Annotated in this window: 19 protein-coding genes; 10 read left to right on the top strand and 9 right to left on the bottom strand. The window is 67.9% G+C overall.

Annotation, left to right across the window (positions count from 1 at the left end; genetic code table 11):
* The first annotated feature begins 117 nt into the window (after nt 1-117).
* Entirely contained in the window at nt 118-753 is a 636-nt protein-coding gene (locus NX782_RS18285) for a transposase (RefSeq protein WP_258846911.1), read from the top strand.
* 78 nt (nt 754-831) lie between these two features.
* On the opposite strand, the gene NX782_RS26425 is transcribed toward NX782_RS18285, so the two are convergent.
* Entirely contained in the window at nt 832-2,403 is a 1,572-nt protein-coding gene (locus NX782_RS26425; protein WP_308633017.1) for a MutS-related protein, read from the bottom strand.
* A 172-nt stretch (nt 2,404-2,575) separates the two neighbouring features.
* On the opposite strand from NX782_RS26425, the gene NX782_RS18275 reads away from it, so the two are divergent.
* The 8 genes from NX782_RS18275 (at nt 2,576) to NX782_RS18240 (ending at nt 11,129) form a co-directional block, all read left to right on the top strand.
* Complete coding sequence (locus tag NX782_RS18275) at nt 2,576-3,856, top strand: efflux RND transporter periplasmic adaptor subunit (protein ID WP_258846910.1); 1,281 nt, start codon at nt 2,576-2,578, stop codon at nt 3,854-3,856.
* 20 nt (nt 3,857-3,876) lie between these two features.
* Nucleotides 3,877-4,587 carry an ABC transporter ATP-binding protein gene (locus tag NX782_RS18270; protein WP_258846909.1) on the top strand — a complete coding sequence of 237 codons (711 nt, stop codon included), beginning with the start codon at nt 3,877-3,879 and terminating at the stop codon, nt 4,585-4,587.
* A 10-nt stretch (nt 4,588-4,597) separates the two neighbouring features.
* A complete protein-coding gene (locus NX782_RS18265) occupies nt 4,598-5,908 on the top strand; it encodes an ABC transporter permease (protein ID WP_258846908.1) in 1,311 nt (436 codons plus the stop codon).
* Between the two features lie 25 nt (nt 5,909-5,933).
* On the top strand, nt 5,934-7,169 hold the full coding sequence (locus NX782_RS18260) for an ABC transporter permease (protein WP_258846907.1): 1,236 nt from the start codon (nt 5,934-5,936) through the stop codon (nt 7,167-7,169).
* A 21-nt stretch (nt 7,170-7,190) separates the two neighbouring features.
* The gene (locus NX782_RS18255) at nt 7,191-8,525 is read left to right on the top strand and encodes a sigma-54-dependent transcriptional regulator (RefSeq protein WP_258846906.1); all 1,335 of its coding nucleotides are present in this window, start codon (nt 7,191-7,193) and stop codon (nt 8,523-8,525) included.
* Nucleotides 8,526-8,554: 29 nt separating this feature from the next.
* On the top strand, nt 8,555-9,910 hold the full coding sequence (locus NX782_RS18250) for a sensor histidine kinase (RefSeq protein WP_258846905.1): 1,356 nt from the start codon (nt 8,555-8,557) through the stop codon (nt 9,908-9,910).
* A 67-nt stretch (nt 9,911-9,977) separates the two neighbouring features.
* Nucleotides 9,978-10,331 carry an energy transducer TonB gene (locus tag NX782_RS18245; RefSeq protein ID WP_258846904.1) on the top strand — a complete coding sequence of 118 codons (354 nt, stop codon included), beginning with the start codon at nt 9,978-9,980 and terminating at the stop codon, nt 10,329-10,331.
* Nucleotides 10,332-10,358: 27 nt separating this feature from the next.
* Nucleotides 10,359-11,129 (top strand): spermine/spermidine synthase domain-containing protein, encoded by a 771-nt coding sequence (locus NX782_RS18240; protein WP_258846903.1) that lies wholly within the window; start codon nt 10,359-10,361, stop codon nt 11,127-11,129.
* A 15-nt stretch (nt 11,130-11,144) separates the two neighbouring features.
* Here NX782_RS18240 and NX782_RS18235 read toward each other — a convergent pair whose 3' ends face one another.
* Nucleotides 11,145-12,350: a M48 family metalloprotease gene (locus NX782_RS18235; protein WP_258846902.1), complete on the bottom strand. Its 1,206-nt coding sequence runs from the start codon at nt 12,348-12,350 to the stop codon at nt 11,145-11,147.
* Between the two features lie 196 nt (nt 12,351-12,546).
* On the opposite strand from NX782_RS18235, the gene NX782_RS18230 reads away from it, so the two are divergent.
* Nucleotides 12,547-15,027 (top strand): TonB-dependent receptor plug domain-containing protein, encoded by a 2,481-nt coding sequence (locus tag NX782_RS18230; RefSeq protein ID WP_258846901.1) that lies wholly within the window; start codon nt 12,547-12,549, stop codon nt 15,025-15,027.
* Here NX782_RS18230 and NX782_RS18225 read toward each other — a convergent pair whose 3' ends face one another.
* From NX782_RS18225 to NX782_RS18195, 7 genes are read right to left on the bottom strand one after another with little or no spacing between them, the layout of a single operon-like run.
* On the bottom strand, nt 15,028-16,578 hold the full coding sequence (locus NX782_RS18225) for a hypothetical protein (RefSeq protein ID WP_258846900.1): 1,551 nt from the start codon (nt 16,576-16,578) through the stop codon (nt 15,028-15,030).
* On the bottom strand, nt 16,575-18,536 hold the full coding sequence (locus NX782_RS18220) for a DUF4175 family protein (protein WP_258846899.1): 1,962 nt from the start codon (nt 18,534-18,536) through the stop codon (nt 16,575-16,577). The genes NX782_RS18225 and NX782_RS18220 overlap by 4 nt, the downstream gene beginning before the upstream one ends.
* A 7-nt stretch (nt 18,537-18,543) precedes the next feature.
* Complete coding sequence (locus NX782_RS18215) at nt 18,544-19,527, bottom strand: BatA domain-containing protein (protein WP_258846898.1); 984 nt, start codon at nt 19,525-19,527, stop codon at nt 18,544-18,546.
* Nucleotides 19,524-20,417: a DUF58 domain-containing protein gene (locus tag NX782_RS18210; RefSeq protein WP_258846897.1), complete on the bottom strand. Its 894-nt coding sequence runs from the start codon at nt 20,415-20,417 to the stop codon at nt 19,524-19,526. The genes NX782_RS18215 and NX782_RS18210 overlap by 4 nt, the downstream gene beginning before the upstream one ends.
* Nucleotides 20,418-21,410, bottom strand: coding sequence for an AAA family ATPase (locus tag NX782_RS18205; protein WP_441295306.1), 993 nt, complete (start codon nt 21,408-21,410; stop codon nt 20,418-20,420).
* Between the two features lie 4 nt (nt 21,411-21,414).
* On the bottom strand, nt 21,415-22,032 hold the full coding sequence (locus NX782_RS18200; RefSeq protein WP_258846896.1) for a DUF4159 domain-containing protein: 618 nt from the start codon (nt 22,030-22,032) through the stop codon (nt 21,415-21,417).
* A 22-nt stretch (nt 22,033-22,054) separates the two neighbouring features.
* On the bottom strand, nt 22,055-23,392 hold the full coding sequence (locus NX782_RS18195) for a TldD/PmbA family protein (RefSeq protein ID WP_258846895.1): 1,338 nt from the start codon (nt 23,390-23,392) through the stop codon (nt 22,055-22,057).

The raw sequence follows: 23,392 nt of genomic DNA, 5'->3' as shown, positions 1-23,392 counted from the left end.
GGTCAGACTCCGGTTTTTGGCAATTTCCTTAGCAAGATTACGCACAATTGACTCCGGTTGAGCCGAAAGCAGAGGCCGCCTCTTAAGCTCACTGTTTCCGCCATCGCTTGCTCCGTCATGCCACGTCCGCCTCGCGTCGTCCTGCCTTCGGTACCGCTGCATATCATTCAGCGCGGGAATAACCGCATTCCCTGTTTTGCCTGCCGAAACGATTACCTGGTTTACCTCGACATACTGCGCGAATGTGCATTCGACTGCGGTTGTGCGGTGCATGCCTATGTGCTGATGACCAACCATGTGCATCTTCTGCTATCACCGGATGATGCCGATAGCGTCAGCACGATGATGCAACGACTGGGCCGACGCTACGTCCCCTATTTCAACCGCCGCCATGCACGTACGGGGACCCTCTGGGAGGGTCGCTTCCGCTCCAGCCTTGTGCAGGACGAGCGCTACCTGATGATTTGTCACCGCTATATCGAGCTCAACCCGGTGCGCGCCCGGATGGCGCACGTCCCATCCGACTACCCCTGGTCGAGTCACTTGGCCAACGCTTTCGGTCAGCAGAACAGTCTGTTGACGCCACATTCCCTCTACACGTGCTTGGGCGGCGACTCCATGACACGCCAGAGCGCGTACCAGGCTCTCTTCAACGACGCATTATCGGATGAGGACCTGGATCAGGTCAGACAAGCCGGCAACGGCAATCGCCCGTTGGGTGCAGAGCTGACGGATCGTTCGCGTCGCAACTAGCCGTCGGGAAATTGCTAAAAATCGGAGTCTGACCCCGGTTTGATAGCACGCAGATGAATGGTGATTTGTGATTGCCAGTCACAAATCCAGCAGCACGGGATCGACCTCCCCGTGCCGCTGGCGCGCCAGCCACGCCGCCACCCGCTGCGCCTTGCGCTGAATCGCCGCGCCGAAGCCGCGCTGCGCCAGCAGCGCCACGCCATTGGTCTGTCCCAGCACGCCCGGCTCCAGGCGCAGGCCGCCGGCCTCCTCGCGCACGATCCGCCAGGGTGCCAGCCGGTGCGCCAGCAAAGGACCCAGCACCAGGTTATGCGAAGAGACCACCACCAGCGCATGCGCCGCCAGCTCGTCCAGCACCGCGCTGGCCGCCGCCACCGACTCCTCGTGATTGGTACCGCGGAAGATCTCGTCGACCAGGCAGACGACCGGCCCGGCGCCGGCAGCCGCCAGCAGTTCGCGCGCACGCGCCAGCTCGGCCACGTACAGGCTGTGCCCATCCAGCAGCGAGTCCTCGTTCTGCATGCTGGCCACGACCGGCAGCGCCGGCAGCACCGCCCGGCGCGCATAGCAGAAGCCGAAGGCGCGCGCCGTCACCAGGTTCAGGCCCAGCATGCGCAGGAACGTGCTCTTGCCGACGCCGTTCTGGCCCGAGACGAACGCGCCCTTGTCCGCCAGGTCCAGCGACAGCCCGCTGGCGCCGGCCAGCAGCGGGTGCACGCCCTCTTCCAGTTCCAGCGCGCGTGGGCCGCCGCGCGCGGCCCAGCACCACGAAGCGGCGCCACGCAGATGGCGCGCCAGCGCGAGGTCGGCCTCCAGCTCGGCGCACAGCCAGTAGCACTCGCGCAAAAACTCGCGCTGCGCGGCCACGATGTGCAGGGTCTTGAAGTAGTGCCTGACGTTGGCCAGCATGAACCAGTCCCCATAGGCCGCCGCATCGGGCACGGCGTCCGCCACCGGACCGCGCGACAGGCTGCGGCTCAGCGCTCCGGCACGGGCGCCAAGGCCGGTGAACGCTTCCGTCAGGGGCTGCCCGCTGCCATCCAGCAGCGACACCGCGCGCAGCAGCATCTGCAGCGCGCGGGTGGTGGCGCGCCAGGGCCCGATCCGGTCGGTATACCGCATCTGCAGCGTCATCAGCCAGTACATCACGACAGCGAAGGCGATCCAGGCCCAGGGCGTCCACAGCACCGCCACCAGCGAAGCCGCCAGGCCCAGCGGCAGCAGCGCCGCATAGCGCAGCCAGGCCGGATGCGGCGGCGCCTGCCAGGCTGGATCGAACAGCACCTCGGCCACCTCGACGTCCGCGCGCCGTAACGCCCGCAGCTTGCGGTGCAAGTCATCCAGCCGCGCCGGCGTCTCTTCCAACAGCCGGCCGATGCGCTCGCGTCGCGACGCGCATTCGGCGTCGGGCGCGCCGGCGCGCAGGCGCCGATGCAGCACCTGGCGTCCGAAGATGCTGACGTCCGCGGACAGGCTGTCCGCATAGCGCTCGAGCAGCAGGTCGCGCCAGGTCGGGTCGTCGAGACCCGTGCCGTCGCCGGGCGCGGTGAGGCGGTACAGCTGGGCGACGTCGGTCGGGGCGAAGGGATACGCAGGCGGCTCCAGCTCGGCCGGCATCAGCCAGGCGGCGAGCGCGCGGAAGTTCATCATGCTCATCCCCACCAAATAGTGACCGTTAGCAAAACTTCAAGCCCTGTCCGAGTGTCCGTAGCACAGTTCGTCCGGACACGGCGGACAACCCAGCCGGGACAGACCTTCCCATACAAATCAAGCACTTAAGAACTGGCACGGATCGTGCAAATACAGCACCGTCCAAACCCGAATGTCCACGACCATGATTCGCGATACCTCACAACAAGACGCCGTCATCGCCCCGCCGAGCGGCTTTGCCCTCAAGCGCCGTGCGCTCTGGATCGCCGGCGCCGTCGGCCTTGCCGCCCTGTGCTTCGGCCTGGTCTCGACCTGGCGCAGCAGCGACGCCTCGGTCAGCGCCGCGCGCCTGCGCGTGGCCGAAGTCACCCGCGGCACCCTGGTGCGCGACGCCTCCGTCAACGGCCGCGTGGTGGCCGCGGTCAGCCCGACCCTGTATGCCAAGGCTTCGTCCACCGTCAACCTGAAGGTCGCCGCCGGCGACACCGTCAAGAAGGGGCAAGTGCTGGCCGTGCTGGAGTCGCCCGACCTGGCCGACGTGCTCAAACGCGAGACCTCGGCCTATGAAGGCCTGAAGGCGGAAGTCGCGCGCCAGCAGATCCTGGCGCGCAAACAGAAGCTGCTGGCGCAGAAGGAAGCCGACACCGCCGAGATCGAGCGCCTGTCGGCCCAGCGCACGCTGGAACGCTACGAAAGCGTGGCCCAGGTCGGCGTGATCGCCAAGATCGACTACCAGAAAGCCAAGGACGCATTGCAGTCGGCCGAGATCCGCGCCCGCCACGCCGGACAGGCCGCCGCCCTCGAAGGCGACGACGTCCAGCTGGCCCTGAAGACCAAGATGAACGAGCTGGAACGCGCGAAGCTGTCGATGGAAGAAGCGCAGCGCCGCGTCGACGAACTGACCGTGCGCGCCCCGGTCGACGGCTTCATCGGCACCCTGAACGTGCAGAACCGGATGGTGGTGGCCGCCAACGCGCCGCTGATGACGCTGGTCGACCTGTCCAAGCTCGAAGTCGAGGTCGAGGTGCCGGAAACCTACGTGGCCGACATGGGTCTGGGCATGAACGCAGAGATCGCGCTGCCTTCCGGGACCGCCACCGGCAAGCTGTCGGCGCTGTCGCCGGAAGTGGTGAAGAACATGGTGCTGGCGCGCGTGCGCTTCGACGGCGAGCAACCGAAAGGCCTGCGCCAGAGCCAGCGCGTGACCGCGCGCCTGCTGATCGAGGAAAAGCCGAACGTGCTGATGGTGGCGCGCGGCCCCTTCGTCGAAAGCGAAGGCGGACGCTTCGCCTACGTGGTCCGCGACGGCATCGCCGTGCGCACGCCGATCACGATGGGCGCGACCAGCATCTCGGCAGTCGAAATCGTCTCCGGCCTGAAGCAGGGCGACAAAGTGGTGGTGGCGGGCACCGATGCCTTCAACAACGCGAACCGCGTCTCGATCAATCAATAATCCAACCAAAGGACATGACCATGCTGCGCATGACCAATCTGAGCAAGGTGTACCGTACCCACATGATCGAGACGCACGCCCTGCGCGGCTTCGAGATCGACGTCAGGGAAGGCGAATTCGTCACCGTGACCGGGCCGTCCGGCTCGGGCAAGACCAGCTTCCTGAACATCGCCGGCCTGCTCGAGGAATTCAGCTCGGGCGAGTACATCCTCGACGGCGTCAACGTGAAGGGCCTGGACGACAACCAGCGCTCGCGCCTGCGCAACGAGAAGCTCGGCTTCATCTTCCAGGGCTTCAACCTGATCCCCGACCTGAACCTGTTCGACAACGTCGACGTCCCGCTGCGCTACCGCGGCTTCAATGCGTCCGAGCGCAAGCGCCGCATCGAGGACGCGCTGTCGAAGGTCGGCCTGGCCTCGCGCATGAAGCACTACCCGGCCGAGCTGTCGGGCGGCCAGCAGCAGCGCGTGGCGATCGCGCGCGCCCTGGCCGGCTCGCCCAAGCTGCTGCTGGCCGACGAACCGACCGGCAACCTCGATACGGCGATGGCGCGCGGCGTGATGGAGCTGCTGGAAGAGATCAACGCGGCCGGCACCACGATCCTGATGGTGACCCACGACCCGGAGCTGGCCGTGCGCACTACCCGCAACGTGCACATCATCGACGGCCAGGTGTCGGACCTGGTGCGCAAGGGGCCGACGCTGGTGGACAGCGCTGCCGCCACCGCCTGAGGAACGCGCCATGTTCGCCTATTACTTCAAGCTCGGCGTGCGCAGCCTGCGCCGCAATCCGGTGCTGACCGCGCTGATGATCATCACGCTGGCGGTCGGCGTGGCGGCCAGCGTCTCGACGCTGACCATCCTGCACATGATGTCGAACGACCCGATCCCGCAAAAGAGTGCGCGCCTGTTCGTGCCGCTGATCGACCCCGATCCCCTGGAGGGTTATACGCCAGGCCAGAGGCAGGATGACATCCAGATCACCTACCAGGACGCGATCAACATTCTCAAGGGCGCCCCGGGCGTGCGCCGCACCGCGCTGTACGGGGTGGCCGGTTCGGTCGAGCCGCCGCGCCGTGAAATTCCGCCTTTCAGCATGGGCGGCCTGGCCCCCACCCGCGACTTCTTCGCGATGTTCGACGTGCCCTTCGCCTACGGCCAGGCCTGGACCGAAGCGGACGAGGCGCGCGGTGCCGACGTGGTGGTACTGAGCCGTCCAATGGCCGAAAAACTGTTCGGCGACGTCAACCCGGTCGGCAAGCGCCTGAACCTGATGGGCTTCCCGTACACCGTGGTCGGCGTCACCGAAAAATGGAGGATGCTGCCGCGCGTGTATCTGCTGCAGGGCGGTTCGCCCTACTCGACCGGCGAGGAGTTCTTCATCCCGCTGGCCACCGCGGTACGCCACGAAGCCCAGCACAACGGCGGCATGAGCTGCTCGCAGAACCTCGGCCCCGGCTTCGCCGCGCGCCTGGCCTCGGACTGCACCTGGGTCACCGCCTGGGTCGAAACGGCATCGAGCAGCGATCGCAGCGAGCTGCAGTCCTGGCTCGACAACTACGCCAACGACCAGCGCAAGCTGGGCCGCCTGAAGCGCAATGCGCCGAACCGGCTGTTCGACGTTACCGGCTGGATGGAATACACGGGCGTGGTCGGCAAGGACAGCAAGCTGCAGGCCTGGCTGGCCTTCGGCTTCCTGATGCTGTGCCTGGTGAACACCGTCGGCCTGCTGCTGGCCAAGTTTTCGGTGCGCGCTTCCGAGATCGGCGTACGGCGTGCCCTGGGCGCCTCGCGCAGCGAGATCTTCCGTCAATTCCTGATCGAGACCGTGGTGGTCGGCCTGGTCGGCGGCGTGCTCGGCCTGCTGCTCGCGTTCGGCGCGCTGCAGCTGATCGCCCTGTCCGGCAGGTCGATGGCCAACCTCGCCCGCATGGACTGGGAAATGCTGGCCCTGACCTTCGTGATCTCGGTGAGCGCCGCGATCCTGGCCGGCCTGCTGCCGACCTGGCGCGCCTGCCAGGTCACGCCCGCCATCCAGCTCAAATCGCAATAATTGCGCCGCACCGAGGAGAATGTTCATGGAAATCCGTCCCATCTTTTCCGCGCTGATGCGCAACAAGACCGGCCCCATCCTGGTGGCGCTGCAGGTCGCCCTGAGCCTGGCCATCCTGGCCAATGCGCTGCACATCGTGAACGAGCGCCGCGGCCTCGCCGCCCGTCCTTCGGGCATGGCCGACGAGCATGCGGTCTTCCGCATCGAAGTGCGCACGCTCGGTAACGAGACCCCGGAACAGCAGCTTGCCGACATCCGCCGCCAGACCGAAGTGCTGCGCGCGGTCGCCGGCGTCGCCGCGGTGGCCCAGGTCAACCAGATGCCGATGTCGACCAACGGCAGCAATACCTCGCTGGCGCTGGATCCGCGCCAGACCAAGGAAAGCGCGGTCGGCTCGATCTACGTGTCGGGCGACTCGCTGGTCAAGACCCTCGGCCTCAAGATCGTCGAAGGACGCGACTTCCTGGCGCCGGAACTGGTCGACGTCAACGAAGCCACCGAGAACGTGTCCCCGCCGGGCGTGATCATCACCAGGCCGCTGGCGGAAAAGCTGTGGCCGGGCGCCAGCGCAGTCGGCAAGACCATGTACTTCGGCATCGGTGCCGAGGCCCAGCCGACCCGCATCGTCGGCGTGGTCGAGAACCTGATCAGCGCGCACGCCGAGTTCAACGAGCGCGCCATGTTTTCGGTTCTGATCCCGCAGCGTGCCTACGGCGGCGGCCGTGGAACCTTGTATGCGGTGCGTACCGAGCCGGGCCAGCGCGACCGCGTGATGAAGGAAGCGGAAGCCGCGCTGCGCAAGGCCTCGCCGCTGCCCCTGATCCTGGAGTTCACCTCGACCGATGAAGACCGCAGCAACAAATACCGCAACAGCGTGACCGTGCAATGGATGCTGATCAGCGTGAGCCTGCTGCTGCTGGTGGTGACCTGCTCGGGCATCGTCGGCATGGCCAGCCTGTGGGTCACCCAGCGCCGCAAGCAGATCGGGGTGCGCCGTGCCCTCGGTGCGCGCCGCATGGACATCGTGCGCTACTTCATCCTTGAAAACTTCATGATCACCAGCGCCGGCGTGTTCGGCGGCGTGGCACTGGGCCTGGCGCTGAACCAGCTCCTGGTCAGCAAGCTGGAGATGGCGCGCCTGCCGGCCGGCTACCTGGTCGGCGGCGCGCTGGTGTTCTGGCTGCTGGGCGTCATCGCGGCCTACGGACCGGCCTGGCGCGCGGCGAGTATTTCGCCGGCCACCGCCACCCGCAGCGTCTGAAGCCGGTGTATGCTCTCGACCATGCCTACTGTACTGATCATTGACGACAACGCCGCCGTCGGCGTCGCCCTGGACGTGCTGTTCTCGCTGCACGACATCGCGGCGCTGCATGCGGCCTCACCCGAGGAAGGCCTGGCCGTGCTGGCGCGCCAGCCGGTCGACCTGGTGATCCAGGACATGAACTTCACGGCCGACACCACCTCGGGCGAGGAAGGGGTGGCGCTGTTCCGCGAGATCCGCAAGCGCCACCCGGACCTGCCGGTGATCCTGCTGACGGCCTGGACCCACCTGGACGCCGCGGTCGACCTGATCAAGGCCGGCGCCGCGGACTACCTGTCCAAGCCCTGGAACGACGACCGCCTGCTGGCGACGGTCACCAACCTGGTCGAGCTGGGCCAGGCCAACCGGGCGCTGAACCAGCGCCTGCAGCGCGAGCGCCGTGCGCGCCGCGAGCTGGAACAGAACTACGACCTGCGCGGCCTGACCTGGGCCGACCCGGCCACCGAACGCGTGCTGACCCTGGCCTGCCAGGTGGCGCGCGCCGACGTGCCGGTCCTGATCACCGGCCCGAACGGCACCGGCAAGGAACGCATCGCCGAGATCATCCAGGCCAATTCGCAGGTCGCCAACGGCCCCTTCGTGGTGCTGAATTGCGGCGCCCTGCCCTCCGAGCTGATCGAGGCCGAACTGTTCGGCGCCGAAGCCGGCGCCTATACCGGCGCCTCGAAGGCGCGCGAAGGCAAGTTCGAGGCGGCCGACGGCGGCACCCTGTTCCTCGACGAGATCGGCAACCTGCCTCTGGCCGGCCAGATGAAGCTGCTGCGCGTGCTCGAGACCGGACGCTTCGAGCGGCTCGGTTCGAACCGCGAGCGCCAGGTCCGGGTGCGCGTGATCAGCGCCACCAACGCCGATCTGCAGGCGATGATCCGCGCCGGGACCTTCCGCGAAGACCTGTTCTACCGTCTGAACGTGATCGAGCTGAAGCTGCCGCCCCTCAGCGCCCGCCCTGGCGACATCCTGCCGCTGGCCCAGGGTTTTCTGCCGCCGGATAAAAGCCTGCACCCGAGCGCGGAAGCGGCGCTGCTGGCCCACACCTGGCCCGGCAACGTGCGCGAACTGAAGAACGTGATGGCGCGCGCCAGCCTGCTGACCAGCGGCGACGTCATCAAGCCGGCCGAGCTGGGCCTCCCCGCCCCCGCCGGCAGCAGCCAGGAAGCGGAGCCGGACCGCGAAGCCATCGTGCAGGCGCTGGCCCGCGCGCACGGCGTCATCGCCCAGGCCGCGGCGGACCTCGGGCTGTCGCGCCAGGCCCTGTACCGCCGCATGGAGCGGCTGGGCATCGCGCGCGCGGCATGAATCCAGCATGAGCCCGCGGTAAGCCCGTCATGCGTTCCCGGAAGCGTTTCAGGCTCTCGCTCGCCACGCGCTGGTCGGCCATGGTCGGCACGCTGCTGGCGGTCGGGATCCTGATCGCGCTGGCGCTCGACCACCTGCTGCCGGGCCAGCCGCTGGCCGTGCTCGCGATCTGCCTGCTGTGCGTGGTGCCGATCGCCCTGATCACCATCCGCTCGCAGATCCAACCGATCCTGTCGCTGTTCCGCGCCCTCGAAGGCACGGTGGCGAGCTACCGCGACGGCGACTTTTCCTTCAGCCTGCACTGGGGCCAGAACGACGAGCTGTCCGACCTGATCGACGCCCACAATGCCCTCGGCCAGGTGCTGCGCGAACAGCGCCTCGACCTCGTACAGCGCGAACTGCTGCTCGACACCATGGTGCAGAACACGCCGGTGGCGATGCTGCTGGTGGCGGACCTGGCGAATGCGCCGCGCACCATCGCCTACGCCAACCTGGCCGCGCGCCGGCTGCTGTCCGAGGGCCGCAAGCTGGAAGGCCATGCGCTGGACGCGGTGCTGCAACAGGCGGCGCCGGCCCTGAACGAAGCGCTGGCGCGCGGCGGCGACGGCCTGTTCACCGCCGGCGAAGGCGAAGAGGAAGAGGTGTATCACCTGGCGCGCAGCAACTTCAGCCTGAACGGACGCCGCCACGAACTGCTGCTGCTGCGCCAGCTGACCACCGAGCTGCGGCGCCAGGAAGTGCAGACCTGGAAGAAGGTCATCCGCGTCATCAGCCATGAACTGAACAATTCCCTGGCCCCGCTGGCCTCGCTCGCGCATTCGGGCGCGGAGCTGGTGCGGCGCGGCCAGACCGAGCGCCTGCCGCAGATCCTCGAGACCATCGGCGAACGCACGCGCCACCTGGAGAGCTTCATCCTCGGCTACGCCCGCTTCGCCAAGCTGCCGGCGCCGCGCATCGCCGCCGTGCCCTGGGATGCGCTGGTCGCGCGCCTTAGGGCCCAGGTGAGCTTCCGCCTGGTCGGCGAGCTGCCGGCGGAACCGGCCCAGGTCGATACCGCGCAGATGGAACAGGCGCTGCTCAACCTGCTCAAGAATGCCCACGAATCCGGTTCCTGGCCCGACCACGTCGAGCTGCAGATTCGCCGCCGGGTTGAGGCGATGAGGGACGTGGTGCGCATCGACGTGCTCGATCGCGGCAGCGGCATGAACGACGCCGTGCTGACCAACGCCCTGGTGCCCTTCTATTCCACCAAGCGCAGCGGCACCGGCCTGGGCCTGGCGCTGGCGCGCGAGATCGCCGAAGCCCACGGCGGCCGCATCCTGCTCGCCAACCGCGAAGACGGCGGCCTGGCCGTCACGATGATTTTGCCGGTGGGGCCGGGCTAGGGCCGGCCGCAAAACCATGCCATACTGGCAACCGCACCTATCGTTCAAACAACACAAGGGACGCCCGATGCCTCGTTATGCCATGCTGTTTGCTGCCGCACTCTTCGCCTTCTCCCTGAACGCCGGCGCGCAAACCGACGCGCCGATGACGCCACCGTCGGGCCCCCAACAAAACACCTGCGCCAGGCCGGCCTACCCTGTCGAAGCACTCAGGAACGAATGGACCGGCACCACCACCATCGCCTTCCTGATCGGGCCCGACGGCCTGGTCAAGGACGCAAGGCTCGTCAAGTCGAGCGGCCATGCCGTTCTCGACGACGCGGCCAGGAATGCCCTCAGCCGGTGCCAGTTCAAGCCCGCCATGCTCGACGGGAAGCCGGTCACGGCCTGGCAGCCGGTGCAATACGTCTGGTCGCTCTAGCCGGCGGCGGCGCGGTAAAATCACGCCATGCCGCTACCTACCGACCCACGCTTCTCCCAGCCCGGCCACCCGCCCGCCACCATCACCGAATTCGAAGGCGTTCGCTCGCTTCACCTCGGCACCTCCTGGGTGCAGGGTGCGATGCGTCTGAACCGGCCGGACGCGATCGAGCTCGAATACGTGCAGATGATGATGATGTGGATGCTGTTCGTGCAGCAGCCGCGCCGCATCGTGCAGCTGGGCCTGGGCAGCGCGGCGCTCACCAAGTTCTGCTACCAGAAATTCCCGGAGGCGCGCGTCGCCGCGGCGGAGCTGAATCCGAACGTGATCGCGATCTGCCACGCCTGTTTCGGCTTGCCGCCGAACGATGCGCGCCTGGATGTGCGCGAGATGGATGCGCTCGACTTCGTGATGGATCCGGCCAACCACGGTACGGTCGACGTGCTGCAGGTCGACCTGTACGACGAGGAAGCGCGCGGCCCGGTGCTCGATACGCCCGAGTTCTACCAGGCCTGCGCCGACTGCCTGGGTCCGAACGGCGTGATGACCGCCAATGTGTTCGGCGACTTCATCAACTACGACAAGAACCTGCAGGCGATGGAGCAGGCCTTCGACGCCGTGGTCTGGCTGCCCGAGGTCCACGACGCCAACATCGTGGTCATCGCCTTCAAGGAGGCGCCGCAGATCGACTTCGCGCTGCTGTACGAGCGGGCCGGCGACATCAAGCGGCGCTACAACCTGCCGGCCAAGAACTGGGTCAATGGCCTGAAGGAGTGGATGCGCGACCAGCAGGGCTGAGCGCGCTCGTCTGCATCAGCGGCAGTCCGCCGGCAGCGCGGTCGCCACCAGGTTCTCGCCGCGGCAGCGCCATACCACGCGCTTGCTCGCATCCAGCGAGGGCGTGAACACCAGCATGCCCGCGCCCTGGCTGCTGACGATCGAGGTCACCACGCGCAGCTCGGCGCTATCGGGATCGAACTGCACCTCGTTCACGGCATTGTCGTTCGCCAGGCGCACACCGGCTTCCTCGAGCGTGGACGGCACCGCTTCCTTGGCCGCATAGTAGGCGCCGACCTTGGCGGTGGCGTCCTGGCCGACCTGGAAGGCGGCCATGGTCTTGGCTTTTTGCGTGTAGCCCTGGTAGGCCGGGATCGCGAGCGCGGCCAGGATGCCGATCATCGCCACCGCCACGATCGCACCGCCGCCAGCGCCGGCCCCCAGGCGCGGCACGAACAGCGCGAGCAGGCCCGCCAGCACGCTGCGCGAGGGCTGGCCCGGTTCCTGTCCGGCAGCCAGCGCACGCACCGCGACCATGCGCTTGACCAGCCACGGGTAGTCGCCCACCAGTTCATGGAAGGACATCCAGAAGCCTTCGGTCTGGCCGGCCTGGCCCGCATACGCATCGAGGTTCATCGTGCGTGCGCGCTTGCCGCCGGCGACGAGCACGGCCAGGCCATGTTCCGCGTTGAGCGGATTGTCGCAAGCGGCCAGGCCATGGCGATCGCAGGTGTATTCGCGGGCACGCGAATAGGCTGCGCCGACCAGCGGCAGGACCGAGGCCGGCATCAGCACGGTCGACCAGCGCAGGTGCTTGCGCCGGATATGGCCGAGTTCATGGCCGATGTAGAAATTCAGCGCATCGGGGTTGTGCGCCAGACCATCGACGACTTCCGAATACAGCACCAGGAAATCGCGGCCGAAGAAGCGGGTCGCGAAAGCGTTCAGCGCGCCGCCCATCTGCAACAGATAGGCCTCGGGCTCCTTGTCGACGTCGAGCTTGCGGCAGCAGGCCGCGATCTGCTGCTTGAGGTCGGGGAACTGCTCTTCGGTGATGCGTACCCCCGTGCTCTTGATATAGGAAATGAGGGCCGATTGCGCGAAGCAGTACAGCAGGAAGCCGAACAGCGCATACACCAGCACCAGCCCCTTGGTGCCGAGCAGCAGCGCGGCCCAGACCAGGACGGACAACACCAGCATCAGGCCGAACAGGCGTTTTTCGTTTTTATATACCAGCTGCATGTAAGCCCCCGTTTATTGTTTATAAGAAACACAACGCATCCTACCTGTGTTTACTCATTTGCAATAGTCAATGTGTTGCTTTATGAACACATATCTGTGCCATGACAGGTCTTGGATTGTCAGTGGTCAATTTCCGGTCGTATAGGGTCGCGCAAGATGGTTTGGCTGCCGACAGGCCCAACCATGAAGGAAGATCATGACCAGTCATTTCCAACGCACCCTGATCGCGTCCGCCGTCCTGGCCGCGCTGTCCCCTGCGGCAGCACCGGCCCTGGCCCAGGAAGGCACGCCCGCCGACAGCACCGCCACCGTGGTCGTGATCGGCTCGCGCACCACGGCCCGCAGCGCGCTCGACACCGTGGTGCCGGTCGGCCTGATCGACCAGAAGGACCTGCAGTCGGCCGGCACGCCGGAACTCGGCAAGGTCCTGCAGGAGCTCGACCCTTCGTTCAACTTCACCACCACCTTCATCAGCGACGGCACCGACATCATCCGCCCGGCCACCCTGCGCGGCCTCGGTCCGGACCAGCTGCTGGTGCTGGTCAACGGCAAGCGGCGCCACCAGCAGGCGCTGGTCAACGTCCAGCAGACCATCGGCCGCGGCTCGGCCGGCACCGACATCAATGCGATCCCGCTGTCGGCGATCCAGCGCATCGAGGTGCTGCGCGACGGCGCCGCCGCCCAGTACGGATCGGACGCGATCGCCGGCGTGATCAACATCGTGCTCAAGCAGGGGCCGGGCAGCCAGATGAGCGTGGCCGGCGGCACCACGGCGGAAGGCGACGGCGACACCATCAGCGTCAGCGAAAGCCATGGCTTCGCGCTGGGCTCGTCCGGCGGCTACCTGAACCTGGCCGTGGAAGGCCGGCGCCGCGGCGAGACCAACCGCGCCGGCCCGGACACCCTGCGCGTGAATCCGCCGCGCGTAACCCAGCGCATCGGCGATTCGCTGGCCAAGGATGCCTACCTGTGGACGAACGCCATGCTGCCGCTCGGCGCCGGCGCTGGCGACGACAACAACGACGACGGCGAACTGTATGCCTTCGGCGGCATCTCGCGTCGCACCGGCGACGCCGCAGGCTTCTTCCGGCCGAAGGAAGATGGGCGCAACGTCCCTGCCGTCTACCCGGACGGCTTCCTGCCCAACATCCTGACCACGATGCGCGACGCTTCGCTGGCGGTGGGCTTTCGCCATGGCCTGGGCGCCGAGTGGAAGCTCGACGCCAGCGTCAACCACGGCCGCAGCGAACTGGCCTTCTTCGAGCGCAATTCGATCAACGTCAGCTACTGGTACGAGCCGAAGTGCAGCTGCGCCAACTGGCACGAATCCCCGACCGGCGCCGATACCGGCAAGCTGCGCTTCACCCAGACCACGGTCAACCTCGACCTGCGCGGGCCGCTGTCGGTGTCGGGCCTGGTGCTGCAGCTGGCCGCCGGCCTCGAATACCGGCGCGACGCCTACCAGATCGTGGCCGGCGATCCGGTCTCCTACCAGTACGGCCGCACCAACAACCCGGCGATCCGCATCCTCGACCAGACCGGGCATATCGCGGCGGCCGGCATCCAGGGCTTCCCCGGCTATACCCCGGCGACAGAAGTGAACGCCGCGCGCCACAACAGCGCCGTCTACCTCGACGCCGAGCATAAATTCGCGCTGCCGCTGACGCTGGCGGCGGCCGTGCGCCACGAACGCTATTCGGATTTCGGCGGCACCACGACCGGCAAGCTGGCGCTGCGCTACGACCCGAGCCGCGAACTCGGCCTGCGCGCCAGCGCCTCGACCGGCTTTCGCGCGCCCAGCGTGCAGCAGAAGTTCTACAGCTCGGTCTCGACCAACCTGAACGGCGCCGGCGTGCTCACCGAAACCCTGACTGCACGCGAAGGCAGCCCGGTCACAAAAGCCTTGGGCATCGCGCCGCTGAAGGAAGAGACCTCGCGCAGCGCCAGCCTGGGCCTGGTGCTGCGCCCGGTCCCGGGCTTCTCGTTCACCGCCGACGCCTGGCGCACCCGCATCGCCGACCGCATCGTCTTTTCGAGCACCATCGCGCCCGAGAGCGGTCCCTGCCCCACCCTCGCCGCCTGCCCGATCAAGGCCGTGCTCGACCCGCTGCGCGTGGGCCAGGCGCAGTTCTTCACGAATGCGATCGGCACCACCACGCGCGGCCTCGACCTGATCGCCGAGCGCACGCTGAAGGGCAGCGCCGGCACCCTGGTGCTGTCCGGCCAGCTCGGCTTCAACCGTACGGAAGTCGACGAACGCCATTCTTCGTCGAAGGTGCTGAGCGGCGCCCAGTTGTTCGACGACGCCCAGGTCACGCTGATCGAACGCGGCCAGCCGCGCAAGCACCACGTGGTGGCGGCCGACTTCAGCAGCGGACCCTGGAACCTGAATGCGCGGGCCAACTATTACGGCGAGGTGGCCGGCCAGGGCTTTACCGCCCCCTACGTGCAGACCTGGGACGCGAAATGGCTGCTCGACCTGACCGGCCGCTTCGCCTTCAGCAAGGCCTTCGGCGTGAGCCTGGGCGTGAACAACGTGTTCGACACCTACCCGAGCCGCTGGGACCCGGTGAAGGCCGCGCCCTTCCCGCAGATGGGCTTCACTTATTGCTGGGAGACCTGCCCGTTCGGGATCAACGGACGCTCGCTGTATGCGAAGGCCGACTACAACTTCTGATCAGCGCCGTTCACGCCACCACAGCCCCAGCATGGCCAGGGCGAACACCAGGCCGAAGGGCCAGGCCGGCAGCCTGCGCGCCGCCGTTCCCGTGACCGGCGCCGGGGTGCGCGCCGCATAGCGCGCAGTAGCCTCGCGGCGCTGGGCGCGCTGCCACAGGGTCCAGTCGCCGTCGGCATACACATATACGGCACCGTCGATGGCTTGCGCGCCCTGCCCCTGCGCCTGCATCTGCAGCCAGCCCGGCTGCTTCGGCCACACGGCCGCGCAGGCGGCATCGATGTATTCCGGGCGGCGCTGCCAGGGCAGCGTCACGCCCAGCGCCGGGAAAGCCAGTGCGCTGGATTTCTGCAGCGCCTCGCCGCGTGCGCACATAGTCAGACGCTGCTGCGGCAGCGGCAGTTCTTGGGGATCGAGCCAGGCCAGCGCGGCGTCGCGGCTGACGCGCAGGCGGTCGAGCACGTCCTGCCACCACAGCGCCAGCGCGCGCGGCTGCTCGATTGCATGACGGTGCCAGCCGCCCACGCCCAGCCAGGCGATGCGGCCCTTGTGCCAATCGCGCGTCCACAGACCGTCCTCGCCCTGCCAGGCGCCGGCGTGCGCTTCCGGCGGATTCAGGCCGCCGGATGCCATCGGCAAATGCGTCCCGATGCTCTTGTCGGCCGGCTGGGGCGCCAGCTTCAAACCCAGGCTGCGCGACCAGAGACCGGGGTCGCCGGCATTCGCGCCCAGCACCAGCAGCGGCGCGCCCGCGGCCACGCGCGCCAGCAGCGCCGCACGCGTGGCATCGCCGGCGCGTTCGAACCAGGCGGCGTCGACGATCTCCAGGTCCGGCGCTTTCATCTCGACGCGCGCACTCTCGCTGCGGCGCAGGTTCTTGCCCAGCTCGACCTGCCAGTCGATCACGGCATTGCTGGCGGCGAGCAGGTCGTCCAGCGTGCGCAAGTCGAAGGATGGCGCGCCGAAGCGCCCGCGCACCTGCAGCGGCGCCGGCTCGGTGACAGTCAGCGGCACCGGCCCCTGGTCGACCAGCTTGCCCTTCGCATCCAGCAGGCGCGCCTTTAACACCAGACGTTCGACCAGCGGCGGCAGCCACTGCACAGTAAGCGGACCATCGCCCCTGGCTTCGGCCAGCACTTCGCCGTTCTCGGCCAGCAGTTGCAGGCGGCCCGCTTCCTTCCAGGAGCGCTGCAGCGTCAGGGTGAACATGCGGCCCAGCGCCAGCGTGCGCGGGAAGTCGACGCGGATCGTCGGCGTGCCTGGGACGGTCCAGGCCAGCGGCCGCGCCGGCAGGTCTTCCCATTGCGCCGCGCGCAGGCCATCGCTATCGAGCTTGATGCTGCGGATACCGTCCAGCGCGGCCGGTGGCGCTTTCGCGTCCAAGGCCAGCGTGCTGCCCGCCTCGCCGGGCAAGGTAAAGCTGCCGACGCCACCCGCCAGCGCGATGCCGGCCACGGCCGCCAGCAAGGCATCGATCCAGCGCCGCCGCAGACCGTAGGCCAGCGCGCTGGCCAGGCAGATCGAGAGTGCTGCGATAGACATCCAGTTCATTGCAGGCCTCCCCGCACGGCGCGCTCGAAACGCGTCTCGACTTTGGTGGTGGCTTGCAGCAGGACCGGCGCCTCCTGCACGCCGCCGCGCAGCCAGGCGCGCAGCACCGGGCGGCAGGCCAGGCAGCCGTCGGCCACGTCCTGGATCGCACGCTGGGCAGCCAGGCGCTGCTCGTCCACGGTAATGCGCTCGCGCACCCAGTCGTGGGCGGTACGGGTCCACAGGCTGGGCAGCGGACCGTCGCCGGCCAGCGCCTGCACCAGCGCGCGCAATGGGGCAGGCACGCCATCCGGCGCGGCCGACTGTTCGCGGCGCCCGCCGGCGGCACCTGTCATGTCGCCCGTCATGCGCTTGTCCTCCTTGATCGGCGGCGGCGCGAAGGCCGTCTTGTGCAAATAGATGCGTTCGGACTGCTGCAACTCCTTGATCGCCTCCAGTGCCTTGTGCTCCGGCGCCAGCGCCGTCTTCGGTTGAACAGCGCGCAGCGCCTTCTCGGCATCCCACATCGCCGACAGCGCGCGCCGCAGCACCTTCTTGGTGGCGTCGTCGAACAGGGTCGCGTTTTCCACCTGGTCGTGGGCGTGGCCGAACTCGTGCAGCACGTCCTGCGGCTTGCCGTTGCCGCCGCCGTGATCCTCCTCGTGGTCTTCCTTGCCGAACAGCGTCGACTCCTCGCCCAGGAACTGGCCGTAGCGGCGGCGCAGCGCGCCCTGGTCGGCGGCGATCGATTCGCTGCGCTCGCGCACGGTGGCGGTATCCATTTTTTTGGCACGCATGTCAGCGATCAGCTGCTCGGTATCGATGATGATCTGGCGCTGGCTGCGCAGGCTCTCCGGCTTGACCATCACCGGCAGCGCCGAGACGTCCTGCTCCTCATCCGCGGGCGGGGCCGGCAGGCGCAGCGTGTAGGTCGGCGACTGCACCGTGTGCGGTTTTGCCGCGTTGTCGACGGCGCGCACGAAGAAGTAAAGTTCGTCGCCCGGCTCCATGCCGAGTTCCGTCACAGTCCAGTTCCTGGTCCAGTCGCGGCGGCGCGGATCGCGGCCGGACGGGATCGGCATCTCGCGGTCGCTGAAGCGGATGTTCTCGCCGCTGCCGCGTGCCAGCGTCAGGTGCAGGGTGGCCTGCTTCACTTGATAGTCGTCGCGCACCGAGATCGCCATCGCCGCCTGGGTGGCATCGCGCGCCAGTTCCTTAATGATCTCGTTCGGCTGGCTCACCACGATCTCCGGCGCGGTGTCCGGCAGCACCTTCAGCGTGTAGCGCGCGCCGCGCCAGCGCCAGAAGATGGATTCGGTGGCGGTCCAACGGGCGCAACCGGCGCCGGCCTGCAATTGCTGGCCGTCGCTCAGTTCGATGATTTCGGCGGCGGCCGATAGATTCTTCAGGCACCACTCGACCACGGTCTGCTCCGGCACCTGCAGGTCGCGCGGCGCCGAGGCCGATGCCTCCACACCCGTGTAGCGCGGCGGCGTGAGCTTGACTGTCAGCTCGGCAGCGGCGGCGGCCGTCTTCATGGGCTGTGCGCCCGGCTGCGCGGCGGCCGGCGATGGCGCGGCATGCGGCAGCAGGGTCGCGCCCCAGGCCAGTGCCGCCAGCGCCAGATTCCCCGCCAGCCAGGTCAGACCCAGGCGCACGCGCGCGCGCACGATCGCGCGCACCCGCGCCGCCGTGAGACTGGCGTTGACGCGTTCCAGCAGGCGTTGCTGCTGCAGTTGCGCCACCGGCGTTTCGGCATGCAGCAGCAGCAGCGCGCTGCTGTCTTCCATTTCCGGTACCGCGCCGTCCAGCCAGCCCGTCCATTCCCGCTCGAGACGCTGCTTCAGGCGCAGGCCGTCCCAGGCGCAGAATGCCGACCAGGCCAGCAGACCGGGGCCGGAGCGCAGCAGCAGCCAGGGCACGGCCCCGATCGCCCACAGGCCGGCCCGGCGCAGCAGCGCGGCGCGCCACAGTTTCATCAAAATGTCAGCGCCGGCGGACATGGGTCGCTATCCTTTCCAGAGCAAACAGCACCAGCAGTGCGGCAGACAAAGCGTCGCGCAGGGCGCCGCCGTTCGGCCCCGCCGGCGCGCGCGCATCGACCACCGGCGCCTGCGGTGGCGCGGTGTGCGGCTGGACGCCCAGGTGCAGGCGCTGCCAGGTTTCGAACAGGGTGCGGGCGGCGGCGGCATCCTGCGGCGGCAGCCAGGGAGCGCTCCACAGGCGTCCTTGCGGGGTGTCCAGGTAACGCAGGCCGTCGACTTGCGGCGCCTTCTCCAGCGCGGGGAAGGCGCGGCTGTCCGCCACCCACCACAGCGGCGCGCGCAAACCGGGCGGCGGCGCGTGCGGCAGATCCCAGATCAGCAGTTCGGTCTTCGCACCGGCCTGGGCGTCCAGCACGTCAGCTTGCGGTCCCTCGAGGGCGGCGAACAGCTTGCGCCATGCATCGACGCGTTGGCTGAACACGGCCACGTGACGTTCGCTTGCCGGCGCCGGTACCGCCTGCGGCCGCACCGTCAACGCATGCCGCAAACGCGGCAGCGCGGCCGGCATCGCCACGTCGCCGACCAGCAGCAGGCGCGCCTGCGGGTCGAATTCGCGCTCGTGCTCGTGCAGCCAGCGGTAGGCATCGCGGTGCGGCAGGTCGATGCGGCGTGCGTCCGTCAGGCCGGCCTCGCGCAGCTGCCTGTCGACGAAGGCGGGGGGCGTGCCCGGCACCACCAGCACGCTGTCGCCGCGCCAGGGCAGGACCGGATCGGCCAGCCAGGCGATCAGCGTGGCCAGCAGCAGGCAGCGCAGGAGCAGCAGGAGCAAGTCCTGCAAACGCCATGTGCGCAACTGCACCGGCCGCGAGGACGGCAGGAAGCGCGCCGTCGCCAGCGGCACCGCCTTCATCTGTTCGCGCTTCTGCCGGTGCCACAGAATCGGCAGGATCAGGACCGGCAGCGCCCACCACCACCAACTGTTCATGGGCGCCTTCCTGGCTTGCGGAGCCAGGCCCGCAGCGTGTCGGCCGGCGCGCGTTCGATCGGCGCCGCCACATAAGGAATGTCATGCGCGCGGCACTGCCGGGCCACCATCTCGAAATGTTCTTCGCGCTGGCGCGCATAGCCGGCACGCACGTCGCGGCCGAAGCGGAACAGCCGCTTGTCCCCTTCCGGGTCGCGCCAGGCGATCGACGCGTCGAAGTCGGCCGCGATCTCGGCCTCGGTCTGCAGGCACAGCGCACGCACGTCGTGGCGCATGCCGCGCAGGCGCAGCATCGCTTCCGACAGCGGCGACGGCCAGTCGAGAAAATCGCTGGCCACGCAGACCACGCTGGGCGCGCGCGCGAAATGCAGGCTCGCGCGCAGCACCTCGGGCGCCGGCAGCGTGCCGGCAGCGTCGACGCGCTCCAACTGGGCCAGCACGCGCTGCAGCTGGCGCGGACCACGCGCGGCCGGGGTGAAGTGGGCGCGTTCGCCCTGGCAGACCAGCAAGCCGAAGGCATCGCCCTGGCGCTGGGCGATCGCGCCGGCACAGCCCAGCAGCAGGCGTGCCATGCCCAGTTTATCGAGGCCCTCGACGCTGCGGCTCGGCTCCAGCATCGACGCGGTGGCGTCCAGCACCAGCCAGACCGCGACGTGGCTGTCGCGCTCGGCTTCGCGCACATAGTAACGGTCGGCGCGCGCCATCAGCTTCCAGTCGACGCGGCGCCATTCGTCGCCGGGCGCATAGGCCCGGTATTCGGAGAATTCGACGCCGGCGCCGCGCTCGCGCCCGGCGTGGATGCCGTGGCCGAGCCCCGCCAGCACGTGGCGGATGGCGAGGTCGAGTTTGCCCGTATGCGCCGCCAGCGCGGCGCTTGCCAATACGCTCACTTAATCGATCCGGACTTCAGCACGCAAAGCGGCGAGGATGTCGGCGATGGCGATGCCGTCCGCCTCGGCTTCGAAATTGCGCAGCACGCGGTGCGCCAGCACCGGCAGCAGCATCGCGCCGATGTCCTCGCGCGTGACCGCCAGGCGGCCATGCATCAGCGCGCGTGCCTTCGATGCCAGCACCAGCGCCTGGCCGGCACGCGGGCCCGCGCCCCAGCCGATGTGCTTGCGGATCGCCTCGACCGGTGAGTCCGACGGCCGGGTCGCGCGCACCAGCCGGGTCGCGTAACGCAGCATGGCGTCGCCGATCTCGATGTCGCGCACCAGCTGCTGCAGACGCAGCAGGGTCGCCAGCGTCATCGCCGGTTCGGCATCGTTCAAGCCGGCGTGGGTGGTGGCGCCGACCATCGCGATCTCTTCCTCCTCGGTCGGGTAGCCGACGTCGATGCGCAGCAGGAAGCGGTCGAGCTGGGCCTCGGGCAGCGGATAGGTGCCGGCCTGCTCGATCGGGTTCTGGGTCGCCAGCACGAAGAAGGGTTTGGGGAGCTTGTGCGTCTGGCCGGCAAAGGTGACCGAGCGTTCCTGCATCGCCTCCAGCAGCGCCGACTGGGTCTTCGGCGGCGCGCGGTTGATCTCGTCGGCCAGCAGCACCTGGGTGAACACGGGGCCTTGCTGGAAGCGGAACACGCGCTGGCGCGTGGCCTGGTCTTCTTCGAGGATCTCGGTGCCGACGATATCCGAAGGCATCAGGTCGGGCGTGAACTGCACGCGGCGGAACTGCATGTCGGTGGCCTGGGCCAGCGATTTGACCAGCAGGGTTTTACCGAGGCCGGGTACGCCCTCGACCAGCGCGTGGCCGCCGGCCAGCAGGCAGGTCACGAGCAGGTCGATCACGTCCTTCTGGCCGATGATGACCTTGCCCATGCTCTGCTTGAGCATCTCCACCTTCGCCACCAGATCGGCGATTTCATTCTCTGTCCATGCTTCTGCCACGGTGCTACGCTCCTAACGCATATTGAATGATGTTGACCGCAAAGCGGGTGTTGTCGACCGCCAGCCAGCGCTTGTTGCGGAAGTCGTAGTCCCACTCGCAGCCGTAGTCCTTGTTCGAGTACAGCACGCCGATACGGCCGTTCACCTCGATGGCGCGCAGGTACTCGTGCACCAGGTCGTCGCCCCAGCCGTTCAGCTCCACCGTGGTGTTCGGCGGACCGTCGAACTTGAAGAAGCTCGAATACAGGCGGTGCGTATTCGGGATCTTGACCAGGGCCTTCGGGCCGAACATCTTGGCCAGTTCGGCCTCGAAGGATTTGGCGAACAGGCCGTCGATATCGTGGTTGCAGTCGTCCACGAACACGAAACCGCCGCCCTTCACGTAGCGCTCGAAGTTCTTGCGCTCGGCCGGCGTGAACTGCACCAGCTTGTGCCCGGCCAGGTAGCAGAACGGCGCCTGCAGCATCTTCGGGTCGGACAGGGCGATCACGCGCTCGGCCGGGTCCACGCGCAGGGTCGTGTACTCGACCAGCGAATTCAGGACATTGCTGGGCATGCGGATGTCCACATCCCAGTCGCCCGATTCGTACATCAGGCGCGTGAAGTAGAAGTCGTAGACCACTCGGTTCCTGCTCAGTTTCTGTTTAGACGGCGTCCGACAGCGAAGTGAAGTTGAAGTCGCGGATGCGCATCGGCGGAATCACCATCTGGTAGGCCACCTCGTCCGGTCCGATCACGACCGGCTTGCCGAGCTCCTCGACGTTGTTGAGCATCGTGATCGGGCTTTCGTTGAAACGGAAATTCTTGATCGGGTACTTGATCTTGCCGTTCTCGACATAGAAGGTGCCATCGCGCGTCAGGCCGGTCAGCAGCACCGACTGCGGGTCGACCATGCGGATGTACCAGGTGCGGGTCACGACCACGCCCTTCTTGGTACCGGCGATCAGCTCTTCGAGCGACTTGGATCCGCCGGCCATGATCATGTTGCCGGCGCGCGCGGTCGGCGCCACGCCGTTCTTTTGCGCCCAGAAGCGCGAGTATTCGAGGTTGGCGACCTTGCCGTCCTTGATCAGGTCGCGGCGCTGGCGCGCCAGCATCGAGCCGCTGTCCCAGGGGCTGACCGGCACGTCCTTGTCCCAGGGATCGGACCAGACGTTGATCTGCTCGTCGAACAGCTTTTCGCCCAGGCGGTTGCCGCCGCCCTTCTTCGCCAGGAAGCTGCGGCCCTCGTCGGCCTGGCGCGCGCCGAAGCCGCCGAACATGCGGCCCAGCAGTTCCGAGGTCGCGGCCGGCTCCAGGATCACCGTGTAGCGGCCCGGCTCCAGCGCCTTCGCATCGACCGAGCGTAGCGCTTTTTCCATCGCCACCTCGGACGCTTCGCGTGCATCGAAGCGTTTCGCGTCAACGGCCGAGCGGGTCACCCAGCCCGACCCGCGGCCGTCTTCGGTGCGCGCGGTGCAGGTGAAATCGAGGCCGGTGAATTCGCGGTGGCCGAACAGGCCTTTCGAATTGGCGATCGTTTCGAAGCCGGTGGTATCAAGGAAGAAGCCGGCGGTGACCAGCTTGTTTCGACGACCGGCCAGGATCGCGTGCGCCGCGACGTCGGCACGGAAGTCCGGATCGATCGCGGCGGTGGAGGCGAAGTATTCGCCGGTCGGCTTGAATTCCTGCTTGCCCGGCAGCGTCACGTATTCGGGGTTTTCGGGCGCCAGACGGGCGGTGGCCTCGGCGCGGCGCACCGCCTGCTCGAGCGACTTGTCGTCGAATTCGTTGACGCTCGCCGTGCCCTGGCGGCGGCCGAAAGCGACGGTCACGGTCAGGCGCCGGTCTTCGTTCAGGCCGGCCGTGGAGACGCTGTTGCGCGCAAAGCGGATATTGCCGCTGCGGCTGCCGTTGATGGCGACGCTGCACTCGTCCGCCTTCGAGAAGGACAGGACGCGGTCGCTGATCCGTTTCGCTTCTTCCTGGTTCAACTGTTTCAT

Source organism: Massilia norwichensis, assembly GCF_024753245.1.
GTDB lineage: Bacteria > Pseudomonadota > Gammaproteobacteria > Burkholderiales > Burkholderiaceae_D > Telluria > Telluria norwichensis.
Note: the sequence above shows the minus strand (reverse complement) of the source record. Positions and strands in the feature narration are given on the sequence as shown.